We start from the raw sequence: 21,485 nt of genomic DNA on the forward strand, positions 1-21,485 counted from the left end.
ATATATGTGGTACTTCGCATGGATTTTGGGAACGCTTCTTGCCTGTGCTTTTGGGGTCATTACCGCGCTGGCGCTTGAGCACGTGGAAGCCACCAAAGCCGGGAAGAAAGAAGAAATCTGATGAAATTTATCGCTACTCTGTACGCGATAATGGACAAGCGCCCGCTCCGGGCGCTTTCCTTATTGATGGCGCTGCTGCTGGCTGGCTGCATTTTCTGGGATCCGTCGCGCTTTGCGGCGAAGACCAGCGAGCTGGAAATCTGGCATGGTTTCTTGCTGATGTGGGCGGTTTGCAGCGGCGTTATTCACGGCGTGGGCTTTCGCCCGCGTGCCGTTCACTGGCAGGGGATTTTTTGTCCGCTTATCGCTGATATCGTGCTCGCTTTAGGTCTCTTCTTTTTCTTCTTTTGAATAAGAGATCTCTGTTAATGCTATGGGCTTGCATAAGCCCATAAAAATTTACGCCCCGTTTACTTTCCCCCATTCCAAACCACCTTTCCCGCGCGTATAGTAGCGAAGTTTGAAAGCTCTAACCTTTTTTTGCATTACCGGGATGTAAAGTGAATACAACGCTGTTTCGATGGCCGGTTCGGGTCTACTACGAAGATACCGATGCCGGTGGTGTGGTTTACCACGCCAGTTACGTCGCTTTTTATGAAAGAGCACGCACAGAGATGCTGCGCCACCATCACTTTAGTCAACAGGTGCTGTTGGCTGAACGCGTTGCCTTCGTGGTTCGCAAAATGACGCTGGAGTATTTTGCCCCCGCCAGACTCGACGACATGCTCGAAGTCCAGACGGAAATTACCTCGATGCGCGGCACCTCTTTGGTTTTCACGCAGCGAATCGTCAACGCCGAGAATACAGTGTTAAACGAAGCTGAGGTTCTCATTGTGTGCGTTGATCCACTCTTAATGAAGCCACGTGCGCTTCCCAAGTCTATTGTCGCGGAGTTTAAGCAGTGACTGACATGAATATCCTTGATTTGTTCCTGAAGGCGAGCCTTCTGGTAAAACTTATCATGTTGATTTTGATTGGTTTTTCTATCGCTTCCTGGGCTATCATTATTCAGAGAACGCGTATCCTTAACTCGGCCGCGCGTGAAGCTGAAGCGTTCGAGGACAAATTCTGGTCCGGGATCGAGCTCTCTCGTCTGTACCAGGAGAGCCAGGGGCGTCGCGATAACCTGACCGGTTCGGAACAAATCTTCTACAGCGGTTTCAAAGAGTTTGCACGCCTGCATCGGGCTAACAGCCATGCGCCGGAAGCGATTGTCGAAGGGGCATCGCGCGCGATGCGTATTTCGATGAACCGCGAACTGGAAACACTGGAGACCCATATTCCGTTCCTCGGCACCGTAGGCTCGATCAGCCCGTATATCGGTCTGTTCGGTACCGTCTGGGGGATTATGCACGCCTTTATCGCCCTTGGCGCGGTGAAGCAGGCCACCCTGCAGATGGTGGCACCAGGTATCGCCGAAGCGCTGATCGCCACCGCGATTGGTCTGTTCGCCGCGATCCCGGCGGTCATGGCGTATAACCGCCTGAACCAGCGCGTGAACAAGCTTGAACTGAATTACGACAACTTTATGGAAGAGTTCACCGCTATTCTGCACCGTCAGGCCTTTACCACCAGCGAAAGCAATAAGGGGTAAGCCATGGCCAGAGCACGTGGACGCGGACGTCGCGAACTGAAGTCCGAGATCAACATCGTTCCGCTGCTGGATGTCCTGCTGGTGCTGCTGCTGATCTTTATGGCAACGGCGCCGATCATTACGCAGAGCGTGGAAGTCGATCTGCCGGACGCCACGGAATCGCAAGCGGTGAAAAGCAATGACGATCCGCCGGTGATTGTGGAAGTCTCCGGGGTAGGGCAGTACAGCGTGAAGGTGGGGCAGGAGACGCTGTCCCAGCTGCCGCCGGAGCAGGTAATTGCCGAAGCGAAGCGTCGTCTTGAAGCCAATGAAAAAACGGTATTCCTGATCGGCGGTGCGAAAGACGTCCCTTACGATGAAATTATTAAAGCGCTGAACCTGTTGCATAGTGCAGGGGTTAAATCGGTCGGCTTGATGACCAAACCTATTTAATCGCTTCAGGTAGGTGCGTCCGCGCGGCGTCCGGTGGTGGGTATCGCTCGCCGTCGGTGCGCATCGCGGATACAGGCGAACAGTTTTTGGGAACCGATAGTGTCAAAGGCAACCGAACAAAACGACAAGCTTAAACGAGCGATCATCATTTCAGTCGCGCTGCACATCATTCTGATCGCGCTGCTGATCTGGAGTTCGTTTGACGAGCATCTGGATGCCTCTGCCGGCGGCGGCGGCGGATCGTCGATTGATGCCGTCATGGTCGATCCGGGGGCGGTGGTAAATAACTATAACCGTCAGCAACAGCAGCAGGCCAGCGCACGTCGCGCCGCTGAACAGCGTGAAAAACAGGCGCAGCAGCAGGCGGAAGAGTTACGTGAGAAACAGGCGGCGGAACAGGAACGGCTGAAACAGCTCGAACAGGAGCGGCTGCAGGCGCAGGAAGCGGCGAAAGAAGCGAAGGAGCAGCAGAAGCAGGCTGAAGAAGCGGCTGCCAAGGCCGCCGCGGCGGCAAAAGCCAAAGCGGACGCACAGGCAAAAGAAGCGCAGGAAGCCGCTGCCAAAGCGGCCGCCGAGGCGAAAGCGAAGGCGGATGCCCAGGCGAAAGCGGCAGAACAGGCGGCGGCCAAGGCGGCTGCTGACGCGAAGAAGCAGGCCGAAGCCGCTGCAGTGAAAGCCGCTGCCGAGGCGAAGAAACAGGCGGAAGCTGAAGCGGCGAAAGCTGCGGCCGAGGCGCAGAAGAAAGCGGAAGCGGCGGCTGCGAAGAAAGCGCAACAGGAAGCGGAGAAAAAAGCCCAGCAGGAAGCGGCTAAGCAGGCGGCAGCTGAAAAAGCGGCTGCCGAAAAAGCCGCTGAGAAAGCCGCCGCGCAAAAAGCGGCCGCTGAGAAGGCCGCCGCCGAGAAAGCCGCAGCCGCTGAAAAAGCGGCGGCAGCGAAAGCGGCTGCAGCAGAGAAGGCTGCAGCTGATAAAGCGGCCAAAGCGGCAGCAGCAAAAGCCGCGGCGGCGAAGAAAGCGGCGGCTGCGAAAGAAGCGGACGGCGTTGACAACCTGCTCGGCGATCTGAGTTCTGGTAAGAATGCGCCTAAAACAGGCGGTGGGGCCAAAGGAAACAATGCCTCCGCTGCCGGGAGTGGTAATACTAAAAACAGTGCCTCAGGGGCTGATATCAACAACTATGCCGGACAGATAAAATCGGCGATTGAAAGTAAGTTTTATGACGCATCGTCCTATGCGGGCAAAACATGTACCTTGCGTATCAAACTTGCTCCTGACGGCCTGTTGTTAAATATACAGTCCGAAGGTGGTGATCCTGCTCTGTGCCAGGCCGCTCTTGCCGCAGCCCGACAGGCTAAGTTTCCGAAACCACCTAGCCAGGCAGTATATGAAGTCTTCAAAAATGCGCCACTGGACTTCAAACCTCAGTGACATTTTTCCCCGTGCAAACGGGGAAAAACAATCTATGGTAGTCACAGGGTTTTGGTAGTTTTGTATATTTGAGTTTGTTAACATTCTGCTAAATTATCGTGGGCTTTCCGCCCGGATAAGGGAGATATGATGAAGCAGGCATTACGAGTAGCATTTGGTTTTTTAATGCTGTGGGCGGCGGTGCTGCACGCAGAAGTACGTATCGAGATCACCCAGGGGGTGGACTCGGCGCGCCCTATCGGCGTGGTACCGTTCCAGTGGGCCGGCCAGGGCGCTGCGCCGGAAGATGTCGGTGGTATCGTGGCAGCTGACCTGCGCAACAGCGGTAAATTCAATCCGCTGGATCGCTCTCGTCTGCCGCAGCAGCCGACCAGTGCCCAGGAAGTGCAGCCTGCTGCCTGGTCTGCGCTGGGTATTGACGCCGTAGTCGTCGGCCAGGTCACGCAAAATCCGGATGGTTCTTATCAGGTTGCGTATCAACTGGTGGACACCGGCGGAGCGCCGGGCACAACGCTGGCGCAAGGTTCTTTTAAAGTCACTAAGCAGTACCTGCGCTATGCGGCGCACGCGGCCAGCGACGCGGTATTTGAGAAGCTGACCGGCATCAAGGGCGCCTTCCGTACCCGTATCGCCTACGTGGTGCAGAAAAACGGCGGCCAGTACCCTTACGAACTGCGCGTGTCCGACTACGATGGTTACAACCAGTTCCTGGTTCACCGTTCCTCCCAGCCGCTGATGTCCCCGGCCTGGTCTCCGGACGGTTCTAAACTGGCCTACGTTACCTTTGAAAGCGGTCGTTCTGCGCTGGTGGTTCAGACCCTGGCGAACGCCTCTGTGCGTCAGATCGCCTCCTTCCCGCAGCACAACGGCGCCCCGGCGTTCTCACCGGATGGTTCTAAACTGGCGTTCGCGCTGTCGAAAACCGGTAGCCTGAACCTGTACGTAATGGATCTGGGATCGGGTCAGATTCGTCAGGTGACCAACGGTCGCAGCAACAACACCGAACCAAGCTGGTTCCCGGACAGCCAGAATCTGGCCTTCACTTCTGACCAGGCAGGTCGTCCGCAGGTATATAAAGTCAACATTAATGGCGGCACGCCGCAGCGTATCACCTGGGAAGGTTCTCAGAACCAGGACGCCGACGTGAGCGCGGATGGTAAAACCATGGTAATGGTCAGCTCGGCCGGCGGTCAGCAGCACATTGCCAAACAAGATCTGGAAACGGGTGGTGTACAGGTTCTGTCATCAACGTTTTTAGACGAAACGCCAAGTCTGGCACCTAACGGCACTATGGTAATCTACAGCTCTTCTCAGGGGATGGGATCCGTGCTGAATCTGGTTTCTACAGATGGGCGTTTCAAAGCGCGTCTTCCGGCAACTGATGGACAGGTAAAATCGCCTGCCTGGTCGCCGTATCTGTGATAATAAATAATTGATTATTAAAGGAATCAAAGAAATGCAACTGAACAAAGTGCTGAAAGGGCTGATGATCGCTCTGCCGGTTATGGCAATCGCGGCATGTTCTTCTAACAAGAACGCCAGCAACGACCAGAGCGGTGAAGGCATGCTGGGTGCCGGCACTGGTATGGACGCTAACGGTAACGGCGGCAACATGTCTTCTGAAGAGCAAGCTCGTCTGCAGATGCAGCAGCTGCAGCAGAACAACATCGTTTACTTCGATCTCGACAAGTACGATATCCGTTCTGACTTCGCTGCTATGCTGGACGCGCACGCTAACTTCCTGCGCAGCAACCCGTCCTACAAAGTGACTGTAGAAGGTCACGCGGATGAGCGCGGTACGCCGGAATACAACATCGCTCTGGGTGAGCGTCGTGCTAACGCCGTTAAGATGTATCTGCAGGGCAAAGGTGTTTCTGCCGATCAGATCTCCATCGTTTCTTACGGTAAAGAAAAACCAGCAGTACTGGGTCATGACGAAGCGGCATATGCCAAAAACCGTCGCGCCGTACTGGTTTACTAAGAGAATTGCATGAGCAGTAACTTCAGACATCATTTATTGAGTCTGTCGTTACTGGTTGGCATAGCGGCCCCCTGGGCCGCTTTTGCTCAGGCGCCAATCAGTAGTGTCGGCTCAGGCTCGGTCGAAGACCGCGTCACTCAACTCGAGCGTATTTCCAATGCTCACAGCCAGCTTTTAACCCAACTCCAGCAACAACTCTCTGATAACCAGACTGACATTGATTCTCTCCGCGGGCAGATCCAGGAGAACCAGTACCAGCTGAATCAGATCGTTGAGCGCCAGAAACAGATTCTGCTGCAGATAGATAGTCTGAGCAGCGGTGGCGGCGCAGCATCAGGTGCGCAGGCTCCGTCGTCTTCTGGCGATCAGAGCGCGGCTGCCACCAGCGCAGCGCCAGCGGCCACCTCAGGCGCCCCGGCGATGACCGGCGATGCGAACACCGATTATAATGCCGCTATTGCCCTGGTGAAGGATGCCTCACGCCAGGATGACGCGATGGTGGCGTTTCAAAACTTCGTCAAAAAGTACCCGGATTCAACCTACCAGCCAAACGCTAACTACTGGCTCGGGCAGTTGAACTACAATAAGGGGAGAAAAGACGACGCGGCGTTTTACTTCGCTTCGGTGGTGAAGAACTACCCGAAATCGCCAAAAGCGCCTGACGCGATGTTTAAAGTCGGCGTGATCATGCAGGACAAAGGTGATACCGCGAAAGCGAAAGCGGTTTACCAGCAGGTGATCAACAAATTCCCCGGCACCGACGGTGCGAAACAAGCGCAAAAACGACTTAATGCTCTTGGTTGATTACGGCATGACCAGAAATCGCGTTATTTCTGGTCTTGTCGCCTGAATCGCCAGCAGTTAAGTGATCTTTATCGAAATTTTAGTTGCGCTGAATTCTGAAATCAGTAATATATGCCGCCGTTGCCAAGGGATATCAAACAAGCCCAAAGCAATGCCAGAGTGGGTCGTTAGCTCAGTTGGTAGAGCAGTTGACTTTTAATCAATTGGTCGCAGGTTCGAATCCTGCACGACCCACCAATGTAAAAAGGCGCCCTAAAGGCGCCTTTTTGCTATGCGCAGAACTCAACGATTCGACAAAATTGTCGGGAACAATTTTGAACAACGCGGCAGCGTTGGCCCGCAGGGCGAGTCTCAGGATGAGACGAGTTTCTCTGCAGCAGGTTCGAGTCGAACGCAGTGAGACAACGGAGCCGCTTGCGGCGACGGCCCGCAGGGGGAGGCGAAGCCGAGTCATCCTGCACGACCCACCAATGTAAAAAGGCGCCTTTTTGCTATCTGCATTTTCCCTGCCACTCATCAATGTTAATAATTTCTTAATTCATCATTTTCCCACGGTCACGCTGCGCTTACCGTGCCTGCACAGGATACGAACCGGTCGTTCGGGCAGATGCGCAGCACCGTCCCCGGGAAAAGGGTCTGATGTACAAAATTCATCACGACTTTTAGCTCGTAATCGGCTATCTTGTTTAGCATATAAAACACCATGACCGTATTAAGCCGCCGACAGGCCATACTGACGGTTATAGAGTTAAGCCAGTAAAACGAGATTGCATGATGAGCGTAATGTTTGATCCTGAAACGGCGATTTATCCTTTCCCTGCTAAACCGCAGCCGCTGACCGTCGACGAAAAGCAGTTTTACCGCGAAAAAATCAAGCGCCTGCTACGCGAGCGCGATGCCGTGATGGTGGCGCATTACTACACCGATCCTGAAATTCAACAGCTGGCGGAAGAGACCGGCGGCTGTATCGCCGACTCGCTGGAGATGGCGCGCTTTGGCGCCCGCCATTCGGCCTCCACGCTGCTGGTCGCCGGGGTGCGTTTTATGGGGGAAACCGCCAAAATTCTCAGCCCGGAAAAGACCATTTTGATGCCGACCCTGAACGCCGAGTGTTCATTGGATCTGGGCTGTCCGATTGAGGAATTCAACGCCTTTTGCGACGCCCATCCTGACCGCACCGTAGTGGTCTATGCCAATACGTCCGCCGCGGTGAAGGCCCGCGCCGACTGGGTTGTGACCTCCAGCATCGCCGTGGAACTCATTGACCATCTGGATAGTCTTGGTCAAAAGATCCTCTGGGCGCCGGACCGCCACCTTGGGCGTTACGTTCAGCGTCAGACCGGCGCAGACGTGCTGTGCTGGCAGGGGGCGTGCATCGTGCACGACGAGTTTAAAACCCAGGCGTTGATGCGGATGAAGGCTCTGCATCCCGAAGCCGCCGTGCTGGTCCATCCCGAGTCGCCGCAGGCGATCGTTGAGATGGCCGATGCCGTAGGCTCCACCAGCCAGCTGATTGCGGCGGCGAAAAGCCTGCCCCAGCGCCAGCTGATCGTGGCCACCGATCGCGGTATTTTCTATAAAATGCAGCAGGCGGTGCCGGAGAAAACGCTGCTGGAAGCGCCCACCGCCGGCGAAGGGGCGACCTGTCGCAGCTGCGCGCATTGTCCGTGGATGGCGATGAATGGCCTGAAAGCCATTGCCGAGGGGCTCGAGCAGGGCGGCGCTGAACATGAAATCCATGTCGACGAAGCGCTGCGAACCGGCGCATTAATTCCCCTTAACCGGATGCTGGATTTTGCGGCTACACTACGGGGATAACCTATTGTCGCGTCGCCAGACGCTGAGGGGAGGAAATGGATTTTTTTAGCACGCAGAATATTTTAGTACATATACCCATCGGCGCTGGGGGGTACGATCTCTCCTGGATAGAGGCCGTGGGAACGATTGCCGGGCTGTTGTGTATCTGGCTGGCGAGCCTGGAGAAGATCAGTAACTATGCTTTCGGGCTGGTCAACGTCACGCTGTTCGCCATCATCTTCTTTCAGATCCAGCTGTACGCCAGCCTGCTGCTGCAGCTGTTCTTTTTTGCCGCTAACGTTTACGGCTGGTATGCATGGTCGCGACAAAGCAGCAACCATGAGGCTGAGCTGCAGATCCGCTGGCTGCCGCGCAGCAAAGCGCTGGGCTGGCTGGCGGCCTGCGTGGTAGCGATCGGCTTGCTGACCCTGTTTATTAACCCGTTCTTTGCTTTCCTGACGCGGATCGCGGTCAGCCTGATGCAAGCGCTCGGTTTGCAGGTCACTATGCCGGAACTGCAGCCGGATGCTTTCCCGTTCTGGGACTCCTGTATGACGGTGCTGTCGGTGGTGGCGATGATCTTAATGACCCGCAAGTATGTTGAAAACTGGCTGCTGTGGGTGATCGTCAACGTGATAAGCGTGGTGATTTTTGCCCGTCAGGGCGTCTATGCCATGTCGCTGGAATACCTCTTGCTGACGTTCATTGCGTTGAACGGCAGCCGGATGTGGATAAACAGCGCGCGTGAGCGAGGTTCTCACGCGTTTTCTGGCTAATGGTGGTGGTGATGATCGTGCCCGGCGTGCATCGTGTTGAGATGGCACTCCGGGCCGCTGCAGGGCTGGTACTCCATCTGCACCGTGGCATGCGCAATTTCATATTTATGTTCCAGGAAATGCAGGATGCGGTTGAGTAACGCGTCATGATCGTGCGGTGGAACGACCTGTACATGGAGCGTCATCACCGGTTTTTCCCCCACCAGCCAGACGTGGACGTGGTGAACATCGCGTACCTCCGGGATAGAGCGACGGATATCCCGCTGCAGGGCCGCCACATCCAGCGAACGCGGCGCGCCTTCCAGCAATTCATTCAGACTCTCTTTCAGTAATCGCCAGGCACTACGTAATACCAGGCAGGAAACCAGAACGGAAAGAATCGGGTCGACAGGCGTCCAGCCGGTGGTGAGGATCACCACGGCCGCCACGATCGCGCCGACCGAGCCCAGCAGGTCGCCAAGCACGTGTAGCGCTGCGGCGCGTACGTTAAGATTCCGCTCCTCGCTACCCCGATGTAGGATCCAAAACGCCAGCACGTTGGCCAGCAGACCGGCGACTGCAATGACCATCATCGTCACGCCGGCTACCGGCTGCGGATGCTGGAAGCGCTGAATCGCCTCCCAGACAATCAGCATGGTGATCACCACCAGAGCAATAGCATTGAGAAACGCCGCCAGGGTGGTTAAACGCAACCAGCCAAAGGTATGGCGGGCATTTGGTGGGCGGCTGGCGAAGCGAACCGCCAGCAGCGCAAACAGCAGAGCGGCGGAGTCGGTGAGCATATGGCCGGCATCCGCCAGCAGGGCCAGCGAGCCGGAGATCGCGCCGCCGACGGCTTCAATCAGCATAAAGCCGGCGGTGACGATAAACGCCCATAGCAGCCGGCGGGCGTTGCTGTTATCCGGAGCCTGGACAGAGGAGTGCGAATGCGAGTGCGCCATAGTGTCGTCCCTTAATAGTTATCATTATTACGCTATGACATCATAAACAGAGAGCGATAAAAAACGAAGAAAAGGCGAGACCGGCTCGCCTTTTCTTCGATCTGCCCACCTCATGTGTTACTGGGTGGTGCCATCGGTTTTGCTGTTGTCTTGGGTCGTATTGCCGCCGTTGTCCAGTTTTTTACCGGTGTCCGGACAGCGGCCGTCTTTACACATCGAGTTTTTATGTACCTCATCGCTCGACATATTATCCTGGGTCATCGTCGAGCCCGTGCTGCCCCCAGAGCCAGAGTTGATCTGACTATTGTCCACGTTGTTCGGCGCCACGTTCTCACGGGCATCCGGCGCCACCTGACCGGCATCCGCGGAAGAGTTGGCCTGGCCATTATTGGACTGGGCGCCGGTGTCTGCCGCCAGGGCCGCGCCGCTGGCAAGACCTAAGGTGGCGGTGAGCAAAAGGGTCGTCAGTTTTTTCATATTCATCGGATACTCCTGTTAAGCCGGGAAGGGGAAATGCGCTTCCCGCGGTGAGTGTGCCAGGGATCTGACTCGCTATGGTTTAAGACTCCGCAGACGATCGCAGTGTCACTATATAATCCTGAAACGTAAGACTTAATTAGCTTTAACAGTTAAATATTGTAGTTCATGAGCCTGGCTTCGCTACTTTATGGCGTATTTTTGCCTATTTCCAGGATTATTCCATCACTACTGTAAAATCACGTTTACACTATTTCAGCGAAGAGATAGATTGGAGGGATTGCATTTCATTGAATAAGTATGGCAACGCTGGAAAGAAGATGAATTATCAGAACGACGATTTACGCATTAAAGAGATCAACGAATTATTACCTCCCGTTGCGCTCCTGGAAAAATTCCCTGCTACCGAAAATGCTGCAAACACCGTTGCACATGCTCGCAAAGCGATCCATCAGATCCTCAAAGGCGACGATGACCGTCTGCTGGTGGTGATTGGGCCTTGTTCTATTCACGATCCGGCAGCGGCGAAAGAGTATGCCGCCCGCCTGCTGACCCTGCGCGAGGCGCTGAAGGGCGAGCTCGAGATCGTCATGCGGGTCTATTTTGAAAAACCGCGCACCACCGTCGGCTGGAAAGGGCTCATCAACGATCCCCATATGGATAACAGCTTCCGCATCAACGACGGGTTGCGCATCGCGCGCAAACTGCTGCTGGACATTAACGACAGCGGCCTGCCGGCGGCGGGGGAATTCCTCGATATGATCACCCCGCAGTATGTCGCCGATCTGATGAGCTGGGGCGCCATTGGCGCGCGTACCACCGAATCCCAGGTGCACCGTGAGCTCGCCTCCGGACTCTCCTGCCCGGTGGGCTTTAAAAACGGTACCGATGGCACCATCAAGGTGGCTATCGATGCGATTAACGCCGCCGGCGCGCCGCACTGTTTCCTGTCGGTCACCAAGTGGGGCCACTCCGCCATCGTGAATACCAGCGGTAACGGCGACTGCCATATTATTTTGCGCGGCGGCAAAGAGCCTAACTACAGCGCGAAGCACGTGGCGGAGGTGAAAATCGGTCTGGCGAAAGCGGGTCTTCCGGCCCAGGTGATGATCGACTTCAGCCATGCCAACTCCAGCAAGCAGTTCAAGAAGCAGATGGAAGTGGGCGCCGACGTATGCCAGCAGATCGCCGGCGGCGAGCGCGCCATTATGGGCGTGATGATTGAAAGCCATCTGGTGGAAGGCAACCAGAGCCTCGAGAGCGGTGAACCGCTGACCTACGGCAAGAGCGTCACCGACGCCTGCATCGGCTGGGAGGATACCGAAACGATCCTGCGTCAGCTGGCGGAAGCGGTGAAAACCCGCCGCGGCTAAGCTACTCCGCGCTAGCGCAGGTCATAAAAAAAGCGTGGAGATTTCCACGCTTTTTTGTTCTCACCAGGAGAAATTACTTCGCTTTACCCTGGTTGGCGACGGCAGCAGCTTTCGCCGCGATCTCTTCCGCGTTGCCCAGATAGTAATGTTTGATCGGCTTGAAGTTTTCATCGAACTCATATACCAGCGGTACGCCGGTCGGGATGTTCAGTTCGAGGATCTCGTCTTCGCCCATGTTGTCGAGGTATTTCACCAGCGCGCGCAGGGAGTTACCGTGAGCGGCGATGATCACGCGCTCACCGCTTTTCAGGCGCGGCAGAATGGTTTCGTTCCAGTAAGGCACGACGCGGTCGATAGTCAGCGCCAGGCTTTCAGTGGTCGGCAGTTCGGCGTCGGTCAGTTTTGCATAGCGCGGATCGTGGCCCGGGTAGCGCTCGTCGTCTTTGGTCAGCTCCGGCGGAGTGACAGCGAAGCCGCGACGCCACTGTTTAACCTGCTCGTCACCATATTTCTCAGCGGTTTCCGCTTTGTTCAGGCCCTGCAGCGCGCCGTAATGACGCTCGTTCAGCTTCCAGGATTTCTCAACCGGCAGCCAGGCCTGATCCAGTTCGTCCAGCACGTTCCACAGGGTGTGGATGGCACGTTTCAGCACGGAGGTATAAGCAAAATCAAAGCTGAAGCCTTCAGCCTTCAGCAGCTTACCCGCTGCTTTCGCTTCGCTAACGCCTTTCTCGGACAAATCCACGTCGTACCAACCGGTGAAGCGGTTTTCGTTGTTCCACTGGCTTTCGCCATGACGAACCAGTACCAGCTTAGTTACAGCCATTCTCTCACTCCTCTCTACACGCCATCCCTCGCGCCGCGAACGGTGCGCTGAATGTGATGGTGTATGTGTTATTGATTGATAACTATTCTCATTATATTGCCGTGATTTGGCGCACGGCAATGCTTATCCCTAACCATAGCGAAAATAGTGTCGCAGTGTAAGGTGCTTGTAATACACAGGTTATTTTTTTGTCCTTTGGTGACGGAAAATAGAGCAGGTTGCTGAAAAAAGAGGCGGCAGAGAGGAGGGCGGGGACGAAAAGCAGCGCCCCCTGATGGAGGGCGCTGGCGATTATCGGGCGATAAACTGATATTCCGTCAGGCTGACATACTCCTGGCCCGGACGTAATACACAGTCCGGCTGCGGCCATTGCGGATGGTTCGGCGAATCCGGCAGGAATTCGCTCTCCAGCGCCAGTCCCTGCCAGTCGGCGTAGGGCTCCGTCGTCTGCGACGGGGTGCCGCCGAGATAGTTGCCGGAGTAAAACTGCAGCGCCGGAGCGGAGGTATAGACCGTCATCTGCAGCTTGCCATCCTGCGACCAGACCTGTGCCGCAGGCTGGCTGGCGTCGCCTTTGGCATCCAGCAGGAAGGCATGATCGTATCCCTTCACCTTTTGCTGATCGGCATCCGCGAGGAAGTCGGCGGCGATGGTTTTCGGCTGGCGGAAATCAAAGCTGGTGTTAGCAACATCTTTCAGTTCGCCACCCGGGATACCGTCGCTTTCCACCGGCAGATACCTCTGGGCGAGGATCTGGAGCTGATGCTGGCGCACATCGCCCTGCTCACCGTCGAGGTTGAAATAGACGTGATTGGTCATATTCACCGGGCAGGGTTGGTCCACGGTGGCGCGATAGGTAATCGCGATGCGGTTATCGTCGCTCAGACGATAGTGCGCGGTGGCCTGCAGGGTGCCCGGAAAGCCTTGATCGCCATCGGGCGAGGTCAGGGCGAACAGCACTTCCTGCTCGTCGGCGCGGACAATGCGCCAGCGGCGCTTATCAAATCCTTCCGGGCCGCCGTGGAGCTGGTGGCCCGCGTCGTTTGACGGCGTGACGTTGACGACCTGGCCGTCAAGCGGGAAGCGGCTGTGGCCGATACGGTTGGCGTAGCGGCCTACCGAGGCGCCAAGAAATGCGGCCTGGCGAGCATAGTCTTCCAGCTTTGCGCAGCCCAGCAGCGGTCGGCGCAGGCTGCCATCGGCCAACGGCACCTCGGCGCTGAGCAGCGTCGCGCCCCAGTCCGCCACGGTGACGGTCATCCCCGACTTATTGCGCAGGGTCACCTGCTGCCATGGCTGATCGTCCGGGGCCAGCGCGGTGGTTTGCGTTAGCATTGCCCGGCCCCCTGTGACGGTTTGCAGACATAGAATGTCTCTTTAATACCGGTTTTCGCTTCATACTCGTTGGCAACGGCCTGCTGAACGGTATCGACCAGATCTTCCGGGATTAACGCTACCACGCAGCCGCCAAAGCCGCCGCCGGTCATGCGCACGCCGCCCTTATCGCCGATCGCGGCCTTAACGATCTCCACCAGGGTGTCGATCTGCGGGACGGTGATCTCGAAATCATCACGCATCGAGGCGTGGGACTCTGCCATCAGCTCACCCATCCGCTTCAGGTCGCCTTTTTCGAGGGCGCTGGCGGCTTCCACAGTGCGGGCATTCTCCGTCAGCACGTGGCGTACGCGCTTCGCGACGACCGGATCCAGCTCATGGGCGACGGCGTTAAATTGCTCAAGGGTGACATCGCGCAGGGCGGGCTGCTGGAAGAAGCGCGCGCCGGTTTCGCACTGTTCACGACGGGTGTTGTACTCGCTGCCGACGAGAGTACGCTTAAAGTTGCTGTTGATGATCACCACCGCCACGCCTTTCGGCATCGAGACGGCTTTGGTGCCCAGCGAACGGCAGTCGATCAGCAGCGCGTGGTCTTTTTTGCCCAGCGCTGAAATCAGCTGATCCATGATGCCGCAGTTGCAGCCGACGAACTGGTTTTCCGCCTCCTGGCCGTTGAGGGCGATTTGCGCGCCATCCAGCGGCAGATGATACAGCTGTTGGAACACGGTGCCGACGGCGACTTCCAGCGAGGCTGAGGAGCTTAACCCCGCACCCTGCGGTACATTGCCGCTGATCACCAGATCCGCGCCGCCAAAGTGGCTGTTCCGCTGCTGCAGATGCTTTACCACGCCGCGGACATAGTTCGACCACTGCTGGGTGTCGTGGCTGATAATCGGCGCGTCGAGAGAGAACTCATCGGTCTGATTGTCGTAATCGGCGGCAATCACCCGCACCGTACGATCGTCGCGCGGCGCACAGCTGATCACCGTCTGGTAGTCGATAGCGCAGGGCAGCACAAAACCGTCGTTGTAATCGGTATGCTCGCCGATCAGGTTGACGCGGCCTGGCGCTTGAATGACATGGCTGGCCGGGTAGCCGAAGGCGTCAGCGAACAGGGTTTGGGTTTTCTCTTTCAGACTCATCATTACACTCCGGATTCACGAAAATGGACGTCGCTGACGGCGCGCAGTCGTTCGGCAGCTTGCTCGGCGGTCAGATCGCGCTGAGTTTCGGCCAGCATCTCATAACCAACCATAAACTTGCGGACCGTCGCGGAGCGCAGCAGCGGCGGATAAAAGTGGGCATGAAGCTGCCAGTGGTTATGGTCTTCGTCGTTAAACGGCGCGCCGTGCCAGCCCATGGAGTAGGGGAATGAGCACTGGAACAGGTTGTCGTAACGGCTGGTCAGCTTTTTCAACGCCAGCGCCAGATCGCTGCGCTGGGCGTCGGTGAGATCGGTTATGCGCTGCACGTGCGCTTTCGGCAACAGCAGCGTTTCGAACGGCCAGGCGGCCCAGTAGGGCACCACCGCCAGCCAGTGCTCGGTGTCCACCACCGTGCGGCTGCCGTCGGCCAGTTCGCGCTGCACATAGTCCAGCAGCATCGGCTGGCCCTGTGCGGCGTAATACTCTTTCTGCAGACGGTCTTCCCGTTCCGCTTCATTAGGCAGGAAACTGTTGGCCCACACCTGACCATGCGGGTGAGGGTTGGAGCAGCCCATCGCTGCCCCTTTGTTTTCAAAAACCTGCACCCACGGGTAGCTTTTCCCGAGGTCCGCGGTCTGTTCCTGCCACGTTTTAACCACGCCTTCCAACGCTTCAAGGCTCAGTTCCGGCAGCGTTTTGCTGTGGTCTGGCGAGAAGCAGATCACCCGACTGGTGCCGCGGGCGCTCTGGCAGCGCATCAGCGGATCGTCACTCTCCGGTGCGTCCGGGGTGTCGGTCATCAGGGCCGCAAAGTCGTTGGTAAATACGTAGGTACCGGTGTAATTCGGGTTGGTGTCGCCGGTCACCCGGGTGTTGCCCGGGCACAGGAAACAGTCCGGATCGTGGGCCGGCAAGGTCTGTTTTGCCGGCGTTTCCTGCGCCCCCTGCCAGGGGCGCTTGGCGCGATGCGGGGAAACCAGAATCCACTGTCCGGTTAACGGGTTATAACGACGATGTGGATGGTCAACGGGGTTAAATACGCTCATGAAGGTTCCTTAGTCTGGATAACCCTGCGGATGACGGGACTGCCAGTGCCAGGTGTCCTGCGCCATTTCGTCCAGGTTGCGCGTTACGCGCCAGTTCAGCTCGCGGTCGGCCTTGGCAGCATCCGCCCAGTAGGCCGGGAGGTCGCCATCGCGGCGCGGCGCGAAATGGTAGTTAATGGGTTTGCCGCAGGCCTTGCTGAAAGCATTGACTACGTCGAGCACGCTGCTGCCGACGCCGGCGCCAAGGTTGTAGATATGCACCCCGGCTTTGTCAGCCAGTTTTTCCATGGCCGCGACGTGGCCATCGGCGAGGTCCATCACATGGATGTAATCGCGCACGCCGGTACCATCTTCGGTCGGATAGTCGTTACCAAAAACGGCCAGCGATTCGCGACGGCCAACGGCGACCTGGGCGATGTAGGGCATCAGGTTGTTCGGGATCCCCTGCGGGTCTTCCCCCATGTCGCCCGACGGGTGGGCGCCGACCGGGTTGAAGTAGCGCAGCAGGGCAATGCTCCACTCCGGCTGGGCTTTCTGCAGGTCGGTCAGGATCTGCTCTACCATCAGCTTGCTTTTGCCGTAAGGGCTTTGCGGGGTGCCGGTCGGGAAGCTTTCGACATACGGGATTTTCGGCTGATCGCCGTAGACGGTAGCGGAGGAGCTAAAGATAAAGTTCTTCACGCCAGCGGCGCGCATGGCAGAGACTAATTTCAGTGTGCCGGTGACGTTATTGTCGTAATATTCCAGCGGCTTGGCGACGGACTCCCCGACGGCTTTCAGCCCGGCGAAGTGGATCACTGCCTCAATGGCGTGATTGTGGAGGATCTCCGTCATCAGCGCTTCGTTACGAATATCGCCTTCAATAAAGGTGGCTTCTTTGCCGCCGAGACGTTCAATCACCGGCAGTACGCTGCGCTTGCTGTTGCAGAGATTGTCGAGGATCACCACCTCGTGTCCCTGCTGCAGCAGTTGAACGCAGGTATGACTTCCAATGTAACCGCTACCACCTGTAACCAGAACTTTCATGATTCGCTCCATTCGGCTTATCGTTTGTGAGGAAGATAGCATATCAAAGAAGTGAAAAGTGTGACATAGGGCAAGTTAGTGGAATCGTTTACACTTGGGGTGTAAATAACGTAAATTTTATATTTTTAATTTTAATTCAATGTATTAGGTTTGTTTGGCGCTATTTTTCTGAAAAATACCAGGGATCTTTCGATCCCCGGCAGGGGGCGTCAGGCCACGGGGCCGAGTTGATAAGTGTAACCGTCTCCACTGGGAACGAACGCCAGGCGATGGGTAATACAGTCCGGGGCATCTTCCGCATGGTGCGAGACAAACAGCAGCTGTGTGGCCCCTTCGCCAATCAACACGTCGACAAAGCGGCGCACCAGCTGGCGGTTGAGGGGGTCCAGCCCCTGCAGCGGTTCATCGAGGATCAGCAGGGTTGGATGCTTCACCAGCGCGCGGACGATAAGCGCCAGCCGCTGCTGGCCCCACGACAGACTGTGAAACGGCGCGTCGGCGGTGCGCTTATCGATGCCGAGAATATCCAGCCATTGCTGCACCAGCTTATGCTGCTTGTCGGAGACCGCCTGATAAATGCCGATCGAGTCAAAATAGCCCGACAGGATGACGTTGCGGACGTTGGTGCTGACCCGGTAGTCCAGATGCAGGCTGCTGCTGACGTAGCCGATATGCTTTTTAATATCCCAGATGGTCTCACCGCTGCCGCGCCGGCGGCCAAAGAGCGTGAGATCGTTGCTGTAGCCCTGCGGATGATCCCCGGTGACCAGGCTCAGCAGCGTAGATTTACCGGCGCCGTTGGGACCGACGATCTGCCAGTGTTCGCCCGGATTCACGGTCCATGAGAGGTGATTGATGACCGGGCGATCGTTATAGGAGACCACGCCGTCGTTGAGCACGATACGCGGCGCCGAGTCTGCCAGCGCATGACGGGCCGGTGGGACATCCGGCTCCGGCAGGGTGATGCCGTCCAGTTTTTCACTGTGCGCCAGCTGGGCGACCAGCGCCTGCTGCAGCAGGGAAGACTTCTCGCCGGTCTCGCTGAGGGTGCAGTCAGCCAGCACGCCGGCGAATTGCACAAACTCCGGGATCTCATCGAAACGGTTGAGCACCAGCACCAGGGTGATGCCGGCGCTGTGCAGGTCGGCCAGCAGGGCAGCCAGCTGCTGGCGGGAGTTGACGTCGAGACCGTCGAAAGGTTCATCGAGGATCAGCAGTTGCGGATCGGTCATCAGGGCCTGACACAGCAGGGTCTTACGCGTTTCCCCGGTCGACAGGTATTTAAACCGGCGGTCCAGCAGGGCGCTGATGCCAAACTGTTCGGCCAGGCGCGCGCAGCGGGCAGGATCTTTCACCTCATCCTGGATAATCTCCGCGGTGGTGCGGCCGGTGTCTTCTTCGCCTGGGCTGAGCAGGTCGGTGTTATTGCGCTGCCACTCGTCGCTGACCAGCTTCTGCAACTGCTCGAAGGAGAGGCGGGTCACGCGGGAGAAGTGGCTTTCGCGCTGGCCGCTGAGCAGGGTCAGGTCGCCTGCCAGGGCCCGCGCGAGGGCGGATTTGCCGCTGCCGTTGCTGCCGACGAACGCCCAGCTTTCACCCGCCGCCACGCTCAGGTGGTCTATTTTTAAGGTCTTTGTATCGCTCAGGCGAAACGTGCCTTGCGAAATTTGCAATGATGACATGATGTATCCCATTTTTTGCAGCGATGTGCATCAGGGATACGACTTCAGGCGCGTAATGTCAATGGGGTCAGCATAACGTCGCGAGAATGATGCGATCGGCATTGAAGTAAGCGATCGCCTCCGTTCCTTCCGCCAGGCCAGCGGCCTGCGCCTGTGGCAGGGTGGCGCACAGGGTTTGACCGTCCGCCAGGGTCATCAGTACTTCGCACTGTCCGGACCCGCATTCGATATGACTGATACGTCCCGACAGCTGGTTATCGGCCTGGCGGGCTGCTGCGGGATCGAGGGTGATGCCGACCCATGGCGCTTTGAGCAGGACCAGCACCTCCTGGCCCTCATCGAGTCCCAGCTTCTCAGCGCTTTGCGCGGTGATGGCGACGTTCAGGCGGGTTTTTCCGTCAGCCAACAGTACTTCCACATGCTGCTGCACCTGCTGGCGATCGCGGCCGGTAATGGTGCCGAACCACTGGTTGCGGGCGCTGGTCTGCAGGGAAAAGCGCGAGATGGCCGCCAGCAGGCTATCCAGCGGCAGGGCATCGTCATCGCTGAGTACATCAAACGCTTTCTGCTGGATCTGCGCCAGCAGATCGTACAGCTGGATCAGACGCTGCCCGTAGCGGGTCAGCACCGCGCCGCCGCCGCCCTTTCCGCCGGTGGCGCGATCCACCAGCGGCTGTTCGCTGAGCTGGTTCATCTCATTGATTGCATCCCAAGCGCTCTTATAGCTGATACCCGCATGCTTCGCCCCCTGGCTTATCGAACCGGTCTGGTCAATCTGTTTGAGCAGGGCGATCCGCCGCGGATCGGCAAACAGGCGCTGCTGTAGCTTAAGGGTGAGAAGAATTTCGGCCTGCATAATCGTTTCCTGACAAAAAAGGGTATTGTGACCGATAGTCGCCCACTTGCAAAACCTCTCTGCGCGGTTGGTCATTACCCACCGCACAAATGGGACGTGTTTTTTCGGCTGAAATCGTTACAATCAGGAAATCATACTATCTGGAGTGAACCATGTTAGAGCTTTTGAAAAGTCTGGTTTTTGCGGTCATCATGGTACCGGTGGTGATGGCGGTCATCCTGGGACTGATTTACGGTCTTGGCGAAGTGTTCAACCTCTTCTCCGGCGTAGGCCACAAAGATCGCAGCCAGCAAAATCACTGATTTCCCGGCGCCCGGTTTAACCGGGCGCTGTGCTATTTCCCTCCTGTATCATTTCCCTTCGTTTTATTGTCCTGTATCACTATAAAAACGCTTCGCATATCGTTATATTATCGACTACATAACGCATTGACAGGAGAGTAAGATGGCAGGTTCTTGGTTACGCGGGGTTGTCGGGGTATCACTCACGCTGTGCGTCGCGGGTCAGGCGCTGGCGGCAGAGGGTAAAGTGACCGTTTTCGCCGCCGCATCGTTAACCAACGCGATGCAGGATATTGCCCAGGCGTACAAGAAAGAAAAAAACGTCGAGGTCGTGTCGTCGTTTGCCTCGTCGTCGACGCTGGCGCGGCAGATAGAAGCGGGTGCGCCAGCGGACCTGTTTATCTCCGCCGATCAGAAATGGATGGATTACGCGGCAGATAAAAAGGCCATCGATCCGGCAACCCGCGCCACTCTGCTTGGCAACAGCCTGGTGGTGGTCGCGCCGAAAGCCAGTGCGCAGGGGGCGATAACCATTGATGAGAAAACCGACTGGACCAGCCTGCGGAAAGGAGGCCGTCTGGCGGTGGGCGATCCACAGCATGTCCCGGCCGGTATCTATGCCAAAGAAGCACTGCAGAAACTCGGTGCCTGGGAGACGTTGTCGCCGAAGCTCGCCCCGGCTGAAGACGTGCGCGGTGCGCTGGCGCTGGTGGAGCGCAACGAAGCGCCGCTGGGGATTGTCTATGGCTCCGATGCCGTGGCCAGCAAGGGGGTGAAAGTGGTCGGCACCTTCCCGGAAGCCTCGCATCAGAAAGTCGAGTACCCGCTGGCGATTGTCGATGGGCACCGCAATGCGGCCGTGAGCGCCTTCTATGACTACCTGAAAGGGCCGGAAGCGTCCGCTATCTTTAAACGTTACGGATTTACCACCCGCTGATGTTTCTGAGCGAACCCGAATGGCAGGCGGTGCTGCTGAGCCTGAAAGTCTCCTCCCTGGCGGTGGCCTTGAGCCTGCCCTTTGGCATCTTTTTTTCCTGGCTGCTGGTCCGGCGCACCTTTCCCGGCAAGGCACTGCTCGACAGTATTCTCCATCTGCCGCTGGTGCTGCCTCCGGTGGTGGTGGGGTACCTGCTGCTGGTGGCCATGGGGCGGCGCGGGTTTATTGGCAGCTGGCTGTATGACTGGTTCGGCATCAGCTTTGCTTTTAGCTGGCGCGGGGCGGTGCTGGCGGCGGCGGTGATGTCTTTCCCGCTGATGGTGCGCGCCATTCGCCTGGCGCTGGAAGGGGTGGACGTCAAACTGGAGCAAGCGGCGAGAACCCTCGGGGCCAGCCGCTGGCGGGTATTTTTGACCATTACGTTGCCGTTGACTCTGCCGGGGATTATTGTCGGCACGGTGCTGGCCTTCGCCCGCTCGTTAGGGGAGTTTGGCGCGACCATCACGTTCGTCTCCAATATTCCCGGTGAAACGCGCACCCTCCCTTCGGCGATGTACACCTTGATTCAAACCCCGGGCGGGGAGGGGGCGGCGGCCCGCCTCTGCCTCATCGCCATCGGTCTGGCGCTGGTTTCGCTGCTGATCTCGGAATGGCTGGCCCGCGTGAGCCGCCAGCGCATGGGAGGATAATG

Annotated in this window: 25 protein-coding genes, 1 tRNA gene and 1 other RNA gene; 17 read left to right on the forward strand and 10 right to left on the reverse strand. The window is 57.4% G+C overall.

Annotation, left to right across the window (positions count from 1 at the left end; all coding sequences use genetic code 11):
• Positions 1–4 precede the first annotated feature (4 nt).
• From cydX to BHE81_RS19735, 11 genes are all read left to right on the forward strand, one after another.
• On the forward strand, positions 5–121 hold the full coding sequence (gene cydX / locus BHE81_RS19685; RefSeq protein ID WP_002895051.1) for a cytochrome bd-I oxidase subunit CydX: 117 nt from the start codon (positions 5–7) through the stop codon (positions 119–121).
• Complete coding sequence (gene ybgE / locus BHE81_RS19690; RefSeq protein ID WP_002895053.1) at positions 121–411, forward strand: cyd operon protein YbgE; 291 nt, start codon at positions 121–123, stop codon at positions 409–411. Before cydX ends, ybgE begins: the two co-directional genes overlap by 1 nt.
• 149 nt (positions 412–560) lie before the next feature.
• Positions 561–965: a tol-pal system-associated acyl-CoA thioesterase gene (gene ybgC, locus BHE81_RS19695; RefSeq protein WP_002895056.1), complete on the forward strand. Its 405-nt coding sequence runs from the start codon at positions 561–563 to the stop codon at positions 963–965.
• A complete protein-coding gene (gene tolQ / locus BHE81_RS19700) occupies positions 962–1,654 on the forward strand; it encodes a Tol-Pal system protein TolQ (RefSeq protein WP_004152221.1) in 693 nt (230 codons plus the stop codon). The genes ybgC and tolQ overlap by 4 nt, the downstream gene beginning before the upstream one ends.
• A 3-nt stretch (positions 1,655–1,657) precedes the next feature.
• Entirely contained in the window at positions 1,658–2,086 is a 429-nt protein-coding gene (gene tolR, locus BHE81_RS19705; protein ID WP_002895061.1) for a colicin uptake protein TolR, read from the forward strand.
• A gap of 99 nt (positions 2,087–2,185) precedes the next feature.
• Complete coding sequence (gene tolA / locus BHE81_RS19710; RefSeq protein WP_023302156.1) at positions 2,186–3,511, forward strand: cell envelope integrity protein TolA; 1,326 nt, start codon at positions 2,186–2,188, stop codon at positions 3,509–3,511.
• Positions 3,512–3,640: 129 nt separating this feature from the next.
• Positions 3,641–4,933 (forward strand): Tol-Pal system beta propeller repeat protein TolB, encoded by a 1,293-nt coding sequence (tolB, locus tag BHE81_RS19715; protein WP_002895066.1) that lies wholly within the window; start codon positions 3,641–3,643, stop codon positions 4,931–4,933.
• A 34-nt stretch (positions 4,934–4,967) separates the two neighbouring features.
• A complete protein-coding gene (gene pal / locus BHE81_RS19720; RefSeq protein WP_002895068.1) occupies positions 4,968–5,492 on the forward strand; it encodes a peptidoglycan-associated lipoprotein Pal in 525 nt (174 codons plus the stop codon).
• A gap of 9 nt (positions 5,493–5,501) precedes the next feature.
• Complete coding sequence (gene cpoB, locus BHE81_RS19725; protein ID WP_002895071.1) at positions 5,502–6,296, forward strand: cell division protein CpoB; 795 nt, start codon at positions 5,502–5,504, stop codon at positions 6,294–6,296.
• A 161-nt stretch (positions 6,297–6,457) separates the two neighbouring features.
• Positions 6,458–6,533: transfer RNA gene (locus BHE81_RS19730), tRNA-Lys, on the forward strand.
• Positions 6,534–6,628: 95 nt separating this feature from the next.
• Positions 6,629–6,766: non-coding RNA, RtT sRNA (locus BHE81_RS19735), on the forward strand.
• 85 nt (positions 6,767–6,851) lie between these two features.
• Here the strand turns inward: BHE81_RS19735 and BHE81_RS19740 are convergent.
• Positions 6,852–7,001 carry a hypothetical protein gene (locus BHE81_RS19740; RefSeq protein ID WP_004218635.1) on the reverse strand — a complete coding sequence of 50 codons (150 nt, stop codon included), beginning with the start codon at positions 6,999–7,001 and terminating at the stop codon, positions 6,852–6,854.
• Between the two features lie 69 nt (positions 7,002–7,070).
• On the opposite strand from BHE81_RS19740, the gene nadA reads away from it, so the two are divergent.
• The gene (gene nadA, locus BHE81_RS19745; protein ID WP_002895074.1) at positions 7,071–8,114 is read left to right on the forward strand and encodes a quinolinate synthase NadA; all 1,044 of its coding nucleotides are present in this window, start codon (positions 7,071–7,073) and stop codon (positions 8,112–8,114) included.
• Positions 8,115–8,149: 35 nt separating this feature from the next.
• A complete protein-coding gene (pnuC, locus tag BHE81_RS19750; RefSeq protein WP_004151689.1) occupies positions 8,150–8,869 on the forward strand; it encodes a nicotinamide riboside transporter PnuC in 720 nt (239 codons plus the stop codon).
• On the opposite strand, the gene zitB is transcribed toward pnuC, so the two are convergent.
• Both zitB and BHE81_RS19760 read right to left on the reverse strand, forming a co-directional pair.
• Positions 8,866–9,810 (reverse strand): CDF family zinc transporter ZitB, encoded by a 945-nt coding sequence (gene zitB / locus BHE81_RS19755; protein WP_004147641.1) that lies wholly within the window; start codon positions 9,808–9,810, stop codon positions 8,866–8,868. The two genes, pnuC and zitB, sit on opposite strands and share 4 nt — an antisense overlap.
• Before the next feature lie 117 nt (positions 9,811–9,927).
• Positions 9,928–10,293: a YbgS-like family protein gene (locus BHE81_RS19760; protein ID WP_020804020.1), complete on the reverse strand. Its 366-nt coding sequence runs from the start codon at positions 10,291–10,293 to the stop codon at positions 9,928–9,930.
• Positions 10,294–10,607: 314 nt separating this feature from the next.
• Between BHE81_RS19760 and aroG the strand changes: the two genes are divergently transcribed.
• Positions 10,608–11,660 carry a 3-deoxy-7-phosphoheptulonate synthase AroG gene (aroG, locus tag BHE81_RS19765; RefSeq protein ID WP_002895086.1) on the forward strand — a complete coding sequence of 351 codons (1,053 nt, stop codon included), beginning with the start codon at positions 10,608–10,610 and terminating at the stop codon, positions 11,658–11,660.
• Between the two features lie 73 nt (positions 11,661–11,733).
• Here aroG and gpmA read toward each other — a convergent pair whose 3' ends face one another.
• The 7 genes from gpmA to modE all read right to left on the reverse strand — a co-directional run bounded on the left by gpmA (position 11,734) and on the right by modE (position 19,576).
• A complete protein-coding gene (gene gpmA / locus BHE81_RS19770) occupies positions 11,734–12,486 on the reverse strand; it encodes a 2,3-diphosphoglycerate-dependent phosphoglycerate mutase (RefSeq protein WP_002895089.1) in 753 nt (250 codons plus the stop codon).
• Between the two features lie 291 nt (positions 12,487–12,777).
• Positions 12,778–13,821 (reverse strand): galactose-1-epimerase, encoded by a 1,044-nt coding sequence (galM, locus tag BHE81_RS19775; protein WP_023302155.1) that lies wholly within the window; start codon positions 13,819–13,821, stop codon positions 12,778–12,780.
• A complete protein-coding gene (gene galK / locus BHE81_RS19780; RefSeq protein ID WP_004179071.1) occupies positions 13,815–14,963 on the reverse strand; it encodes a galactokinase in 1,149 nt (382 codons plus the stop codon). The genes galM and galK overlap by 7 nt, the downstream gene beginning before the upstream one ends.
• 2 nt (positions 14,964–14,965) lie before the next feature.
• Positions 14,966–16,012 (reverse strand): galactose-1-phosphate uridylyltransferase, encoded by a 1,047-nt coding sequence (gene galT / locus BHE81_RS19785; protein ID WP_023302154.1) that lies wholly within the window; start codon positions 16,010–16,012, stop codon positions 14,966–14,968.
• Between the two features lie 9 nt (positions 16,013–16,021).
• Positions 16,022–17,038: a UDP-glucose 4-epimerase GalE gene (galE, locus tag BHE81_RS19790; RefSeq protein ID WP_023302153.1), complete on the reverse strand. Its 1,017-nt coding sequence runs from the start codon at positions 17,036–17,038 to the stop codon at positions 16,022–16,024.
• 209 nt (positions 17,039–17,247) lie between these two features.
• The gene (gene modF, locus BHE81_RS19795; protein WP_004179072.1) at positions 17,248–18,720 is read right to left on the reverse strand and encodes a molybdate ABC transporter ATP-binding protein ModF; all 1,473 of its coding nucleotides are present in this window, start codon (positions 18,718–18,720) and stop codon (positions 17,248–17,250) included.
• Between the two features lie 67 nt (positions 18,721–18,787).
• On the reverse strand, positions 18,788–19,576 hold the full coding sequence (modE, locus tag BHE81_RS19800) for a molybdenum-dependent transcriptional regulator (protein ID WP_002895154.1): 789 nt from the start codon (positions 19,574–19,576) through the stop codon (positions 18,788–18,790).
• 152 nt (positions 19,577–19,728) lie between these two features.
• Between modE and BHE81_RS19805 the strand changes: the two genes are divergently transcribed.
• From BHE81_RS19805 to modB, 3 genes are all read left to right on the forward strand, one after another.
• Positions 19,729–19,878 carry an AcrZ family multidrug efflux pump-associated protein gene (locus BHE81_RS19805; RefSeq protein WP_002895156.1) on the forward strand — a complete coding sequence of 50 codons (150 nt, stop codon included), beginning with the start codon at positions 19,729–19,731 and terminating at the stop codon, positions 19,876–19,878.
• A 142-nt stretch (positions 19,879–20,020) separates the two neighbouring features.
• Entirely contained in the window at positions 20,021–20,794 is a 774-nt protein-coding gene (gene modA, locus BHE81_RS19810) for a molybdate ABC transporter substrate-binding protein (RefSeq protein ID WP_023342925.1), read from the forward strand.
• Positions 20,794–21,483: a molybdate ABC transporter permease subunit gene (gene modB, locus BHE81_RS19815; protein ID WP_002895159.1), complete on the forward strand. Its 690-nt coding sequence runs from the start codon at positions 20,794–20,796 to the stop codon at positions 21,481–21,483. Before modA ends, modB begins: the two co-directional genes overlap by 1 nt.
• Positions 21,484–21,485 lie beyond the last annotated feature (2 nt).

Origin of the sequence: Klebsiella sp. AqSCr, from assembly GCF_008452795.1 — a bacterium.
GTDB lineage: Bacteria > Pseudomonadota > Gammaproteobacteria > Enterobacterales > Enterobacteriaceae > Klebsiella > Klebsiella pneumoniae.

Excerpts from the sequence above, each read along its gene's own strand:
- pnuC (WP_004151689.1), top strand. The coding sequence starts at position 8,150 with ATGGATTTTTTTAGCACGCAGAATATTTTAGTACATATACCCATCGGC.
- gpmA (WP_002895089.1), bottom strand. The coding sequence starts at position 12,486 with ATGGCTGTAACTAAGCTGGTACTGGTTCGTCATGGCGAAAGCCAGTGG.
- ybgE (WP_002895053.1), top strand. The coding sequence starts at position 121 with ATGAAATTTATCGCTACTCTGTACGCGATAATGGACAAGCGCCCGCTC.
- galE (WP_023302153.1), bottom strand. The coding sequence starts at position 17,038 with ATGAAAGTTCTGGTTACAGGTGGTAGCGGTTACATTGGAAGTCATACC.
- aroG (WP_002895086.1), top strand. The coding sequence starts at position 10,608 with ATGAATTATCAGAACGACGATTTACGCATTAAAGAGATCAACGAATTA.
- cpoB (WP_002895071.1), top strand. The coding sequence starts at position 5,502 with ATGAGCAGTAACTTCAGACATCATTTATTGAGTCTGTCGTTACTGGTT.
- tolB (WP_002895066.1), top strand. The coding sequence starts at position 3,641 with ATGAAGCAGGCATTACGAGTAGCATTTGGTTTTTTAATGCTGTGGGCG.
- galK (WP_004179071.1), bottom strand. The coding sequence starts at position 14,963 with ATGAGTCTGAAAGAGAAAACCCAAACCCTGTTCGCTGACGCCTTCGGC.
- modA (WP_023342925.1), top strand. The coding sequence starts at position 20,021 with ATGGCAGGTTCTTGGTTACGCGGGGTTGTCGGGGTATCACTCACGCTG.
- BHE81_RS19740 (WP_004218635.1), bottom strand. The coding sequence starts at position 7,001 with ATGGTGTTTTATATGCTAAACAAGATAGCCGATTACGAGCTAAAAGTC.
- modF (WP_004179072.1), bottom strand. The coding sequence starts at position 18,720 with ATGTCATCATTGCAAATTTCGCAAGGCACGTTTCGCCTGAGCGATACA.
- nadA (WP_002895074.1), top strand. The coding sequence starts at position 7,071 with ATGAGCGTAATGTTTGATCCTGAAACGGCGATTTATCCTTTCCCTGCT.
- galT (WP_023302154.1), bottom strand. The coding sequence starts at position 16,012 with ATGAGCGTATTTAACCCCGTTGACCATCCACATCGTCGTTATAACCCG.
- BHE81_RS19805 (WP_002895156.1), top strand. The coding sequence starts at position 19,729 with ATGTTAGAGCTTTTGAAAAGTCTGGTTTTTGCGGTCATCATGGTACCG.
- modB (WP_002895159.1), top strand. The coding sequence starts at position 20,794 with ATGTTTCTGAGCGAACCCGAATGGCAGGCGGTGCTGCTGAGCCTGAAA.
- tolR (WP_002895061.1), top strand. The coding sequence starts at position 1,658 with ATGGCCAGAGCACGTGGACGCGGACGTCGCGAACTGAAGTCCGAGATC.
- BHE81_RS19760 (WP_020804020.1), bottom strand. The coding sequence starts at position 10,293 with ATGAATATGAAAAAACTGACGACCCTTTTGCTCACCGCCACCTTAGGT.
- pal (WP_002895068.1), top strand. The coding sequence starts at position 4,968 with ATGCAACTGAACAAAGTGCTGAAAGGGCTGATGATCGCTCTGCCGGTT.
- cydX (WP_002895051.1), top strand. The coding sequence starts at position 5 with ATGTGGTACTTCGCATGGATTTTGGGAACGCTTCTTGCCTGTGCTTTT.
- modE (WP_002895154.1), bottom strand. The coding sequence starts at position 19,576 with ATGCAGGCCGAAATTCTTCTCACCCTTAAGCTACAGCAGCGCCTGTTT.
- galM (WP_023302155.1), bottom strand. The coding sequence starts at position 13,821 with ATGCTAACGCAAACCACCGCGCTGGCCCCGGACGATCAGCCATGGCAG.
- zitB (WP_004147641.1), bottom strand. The coding sequence starts at position 9,810 with ATGGCGCACTCGCATTCGCACTCCTCTGTCCAGGCTCCGGATAACAGC.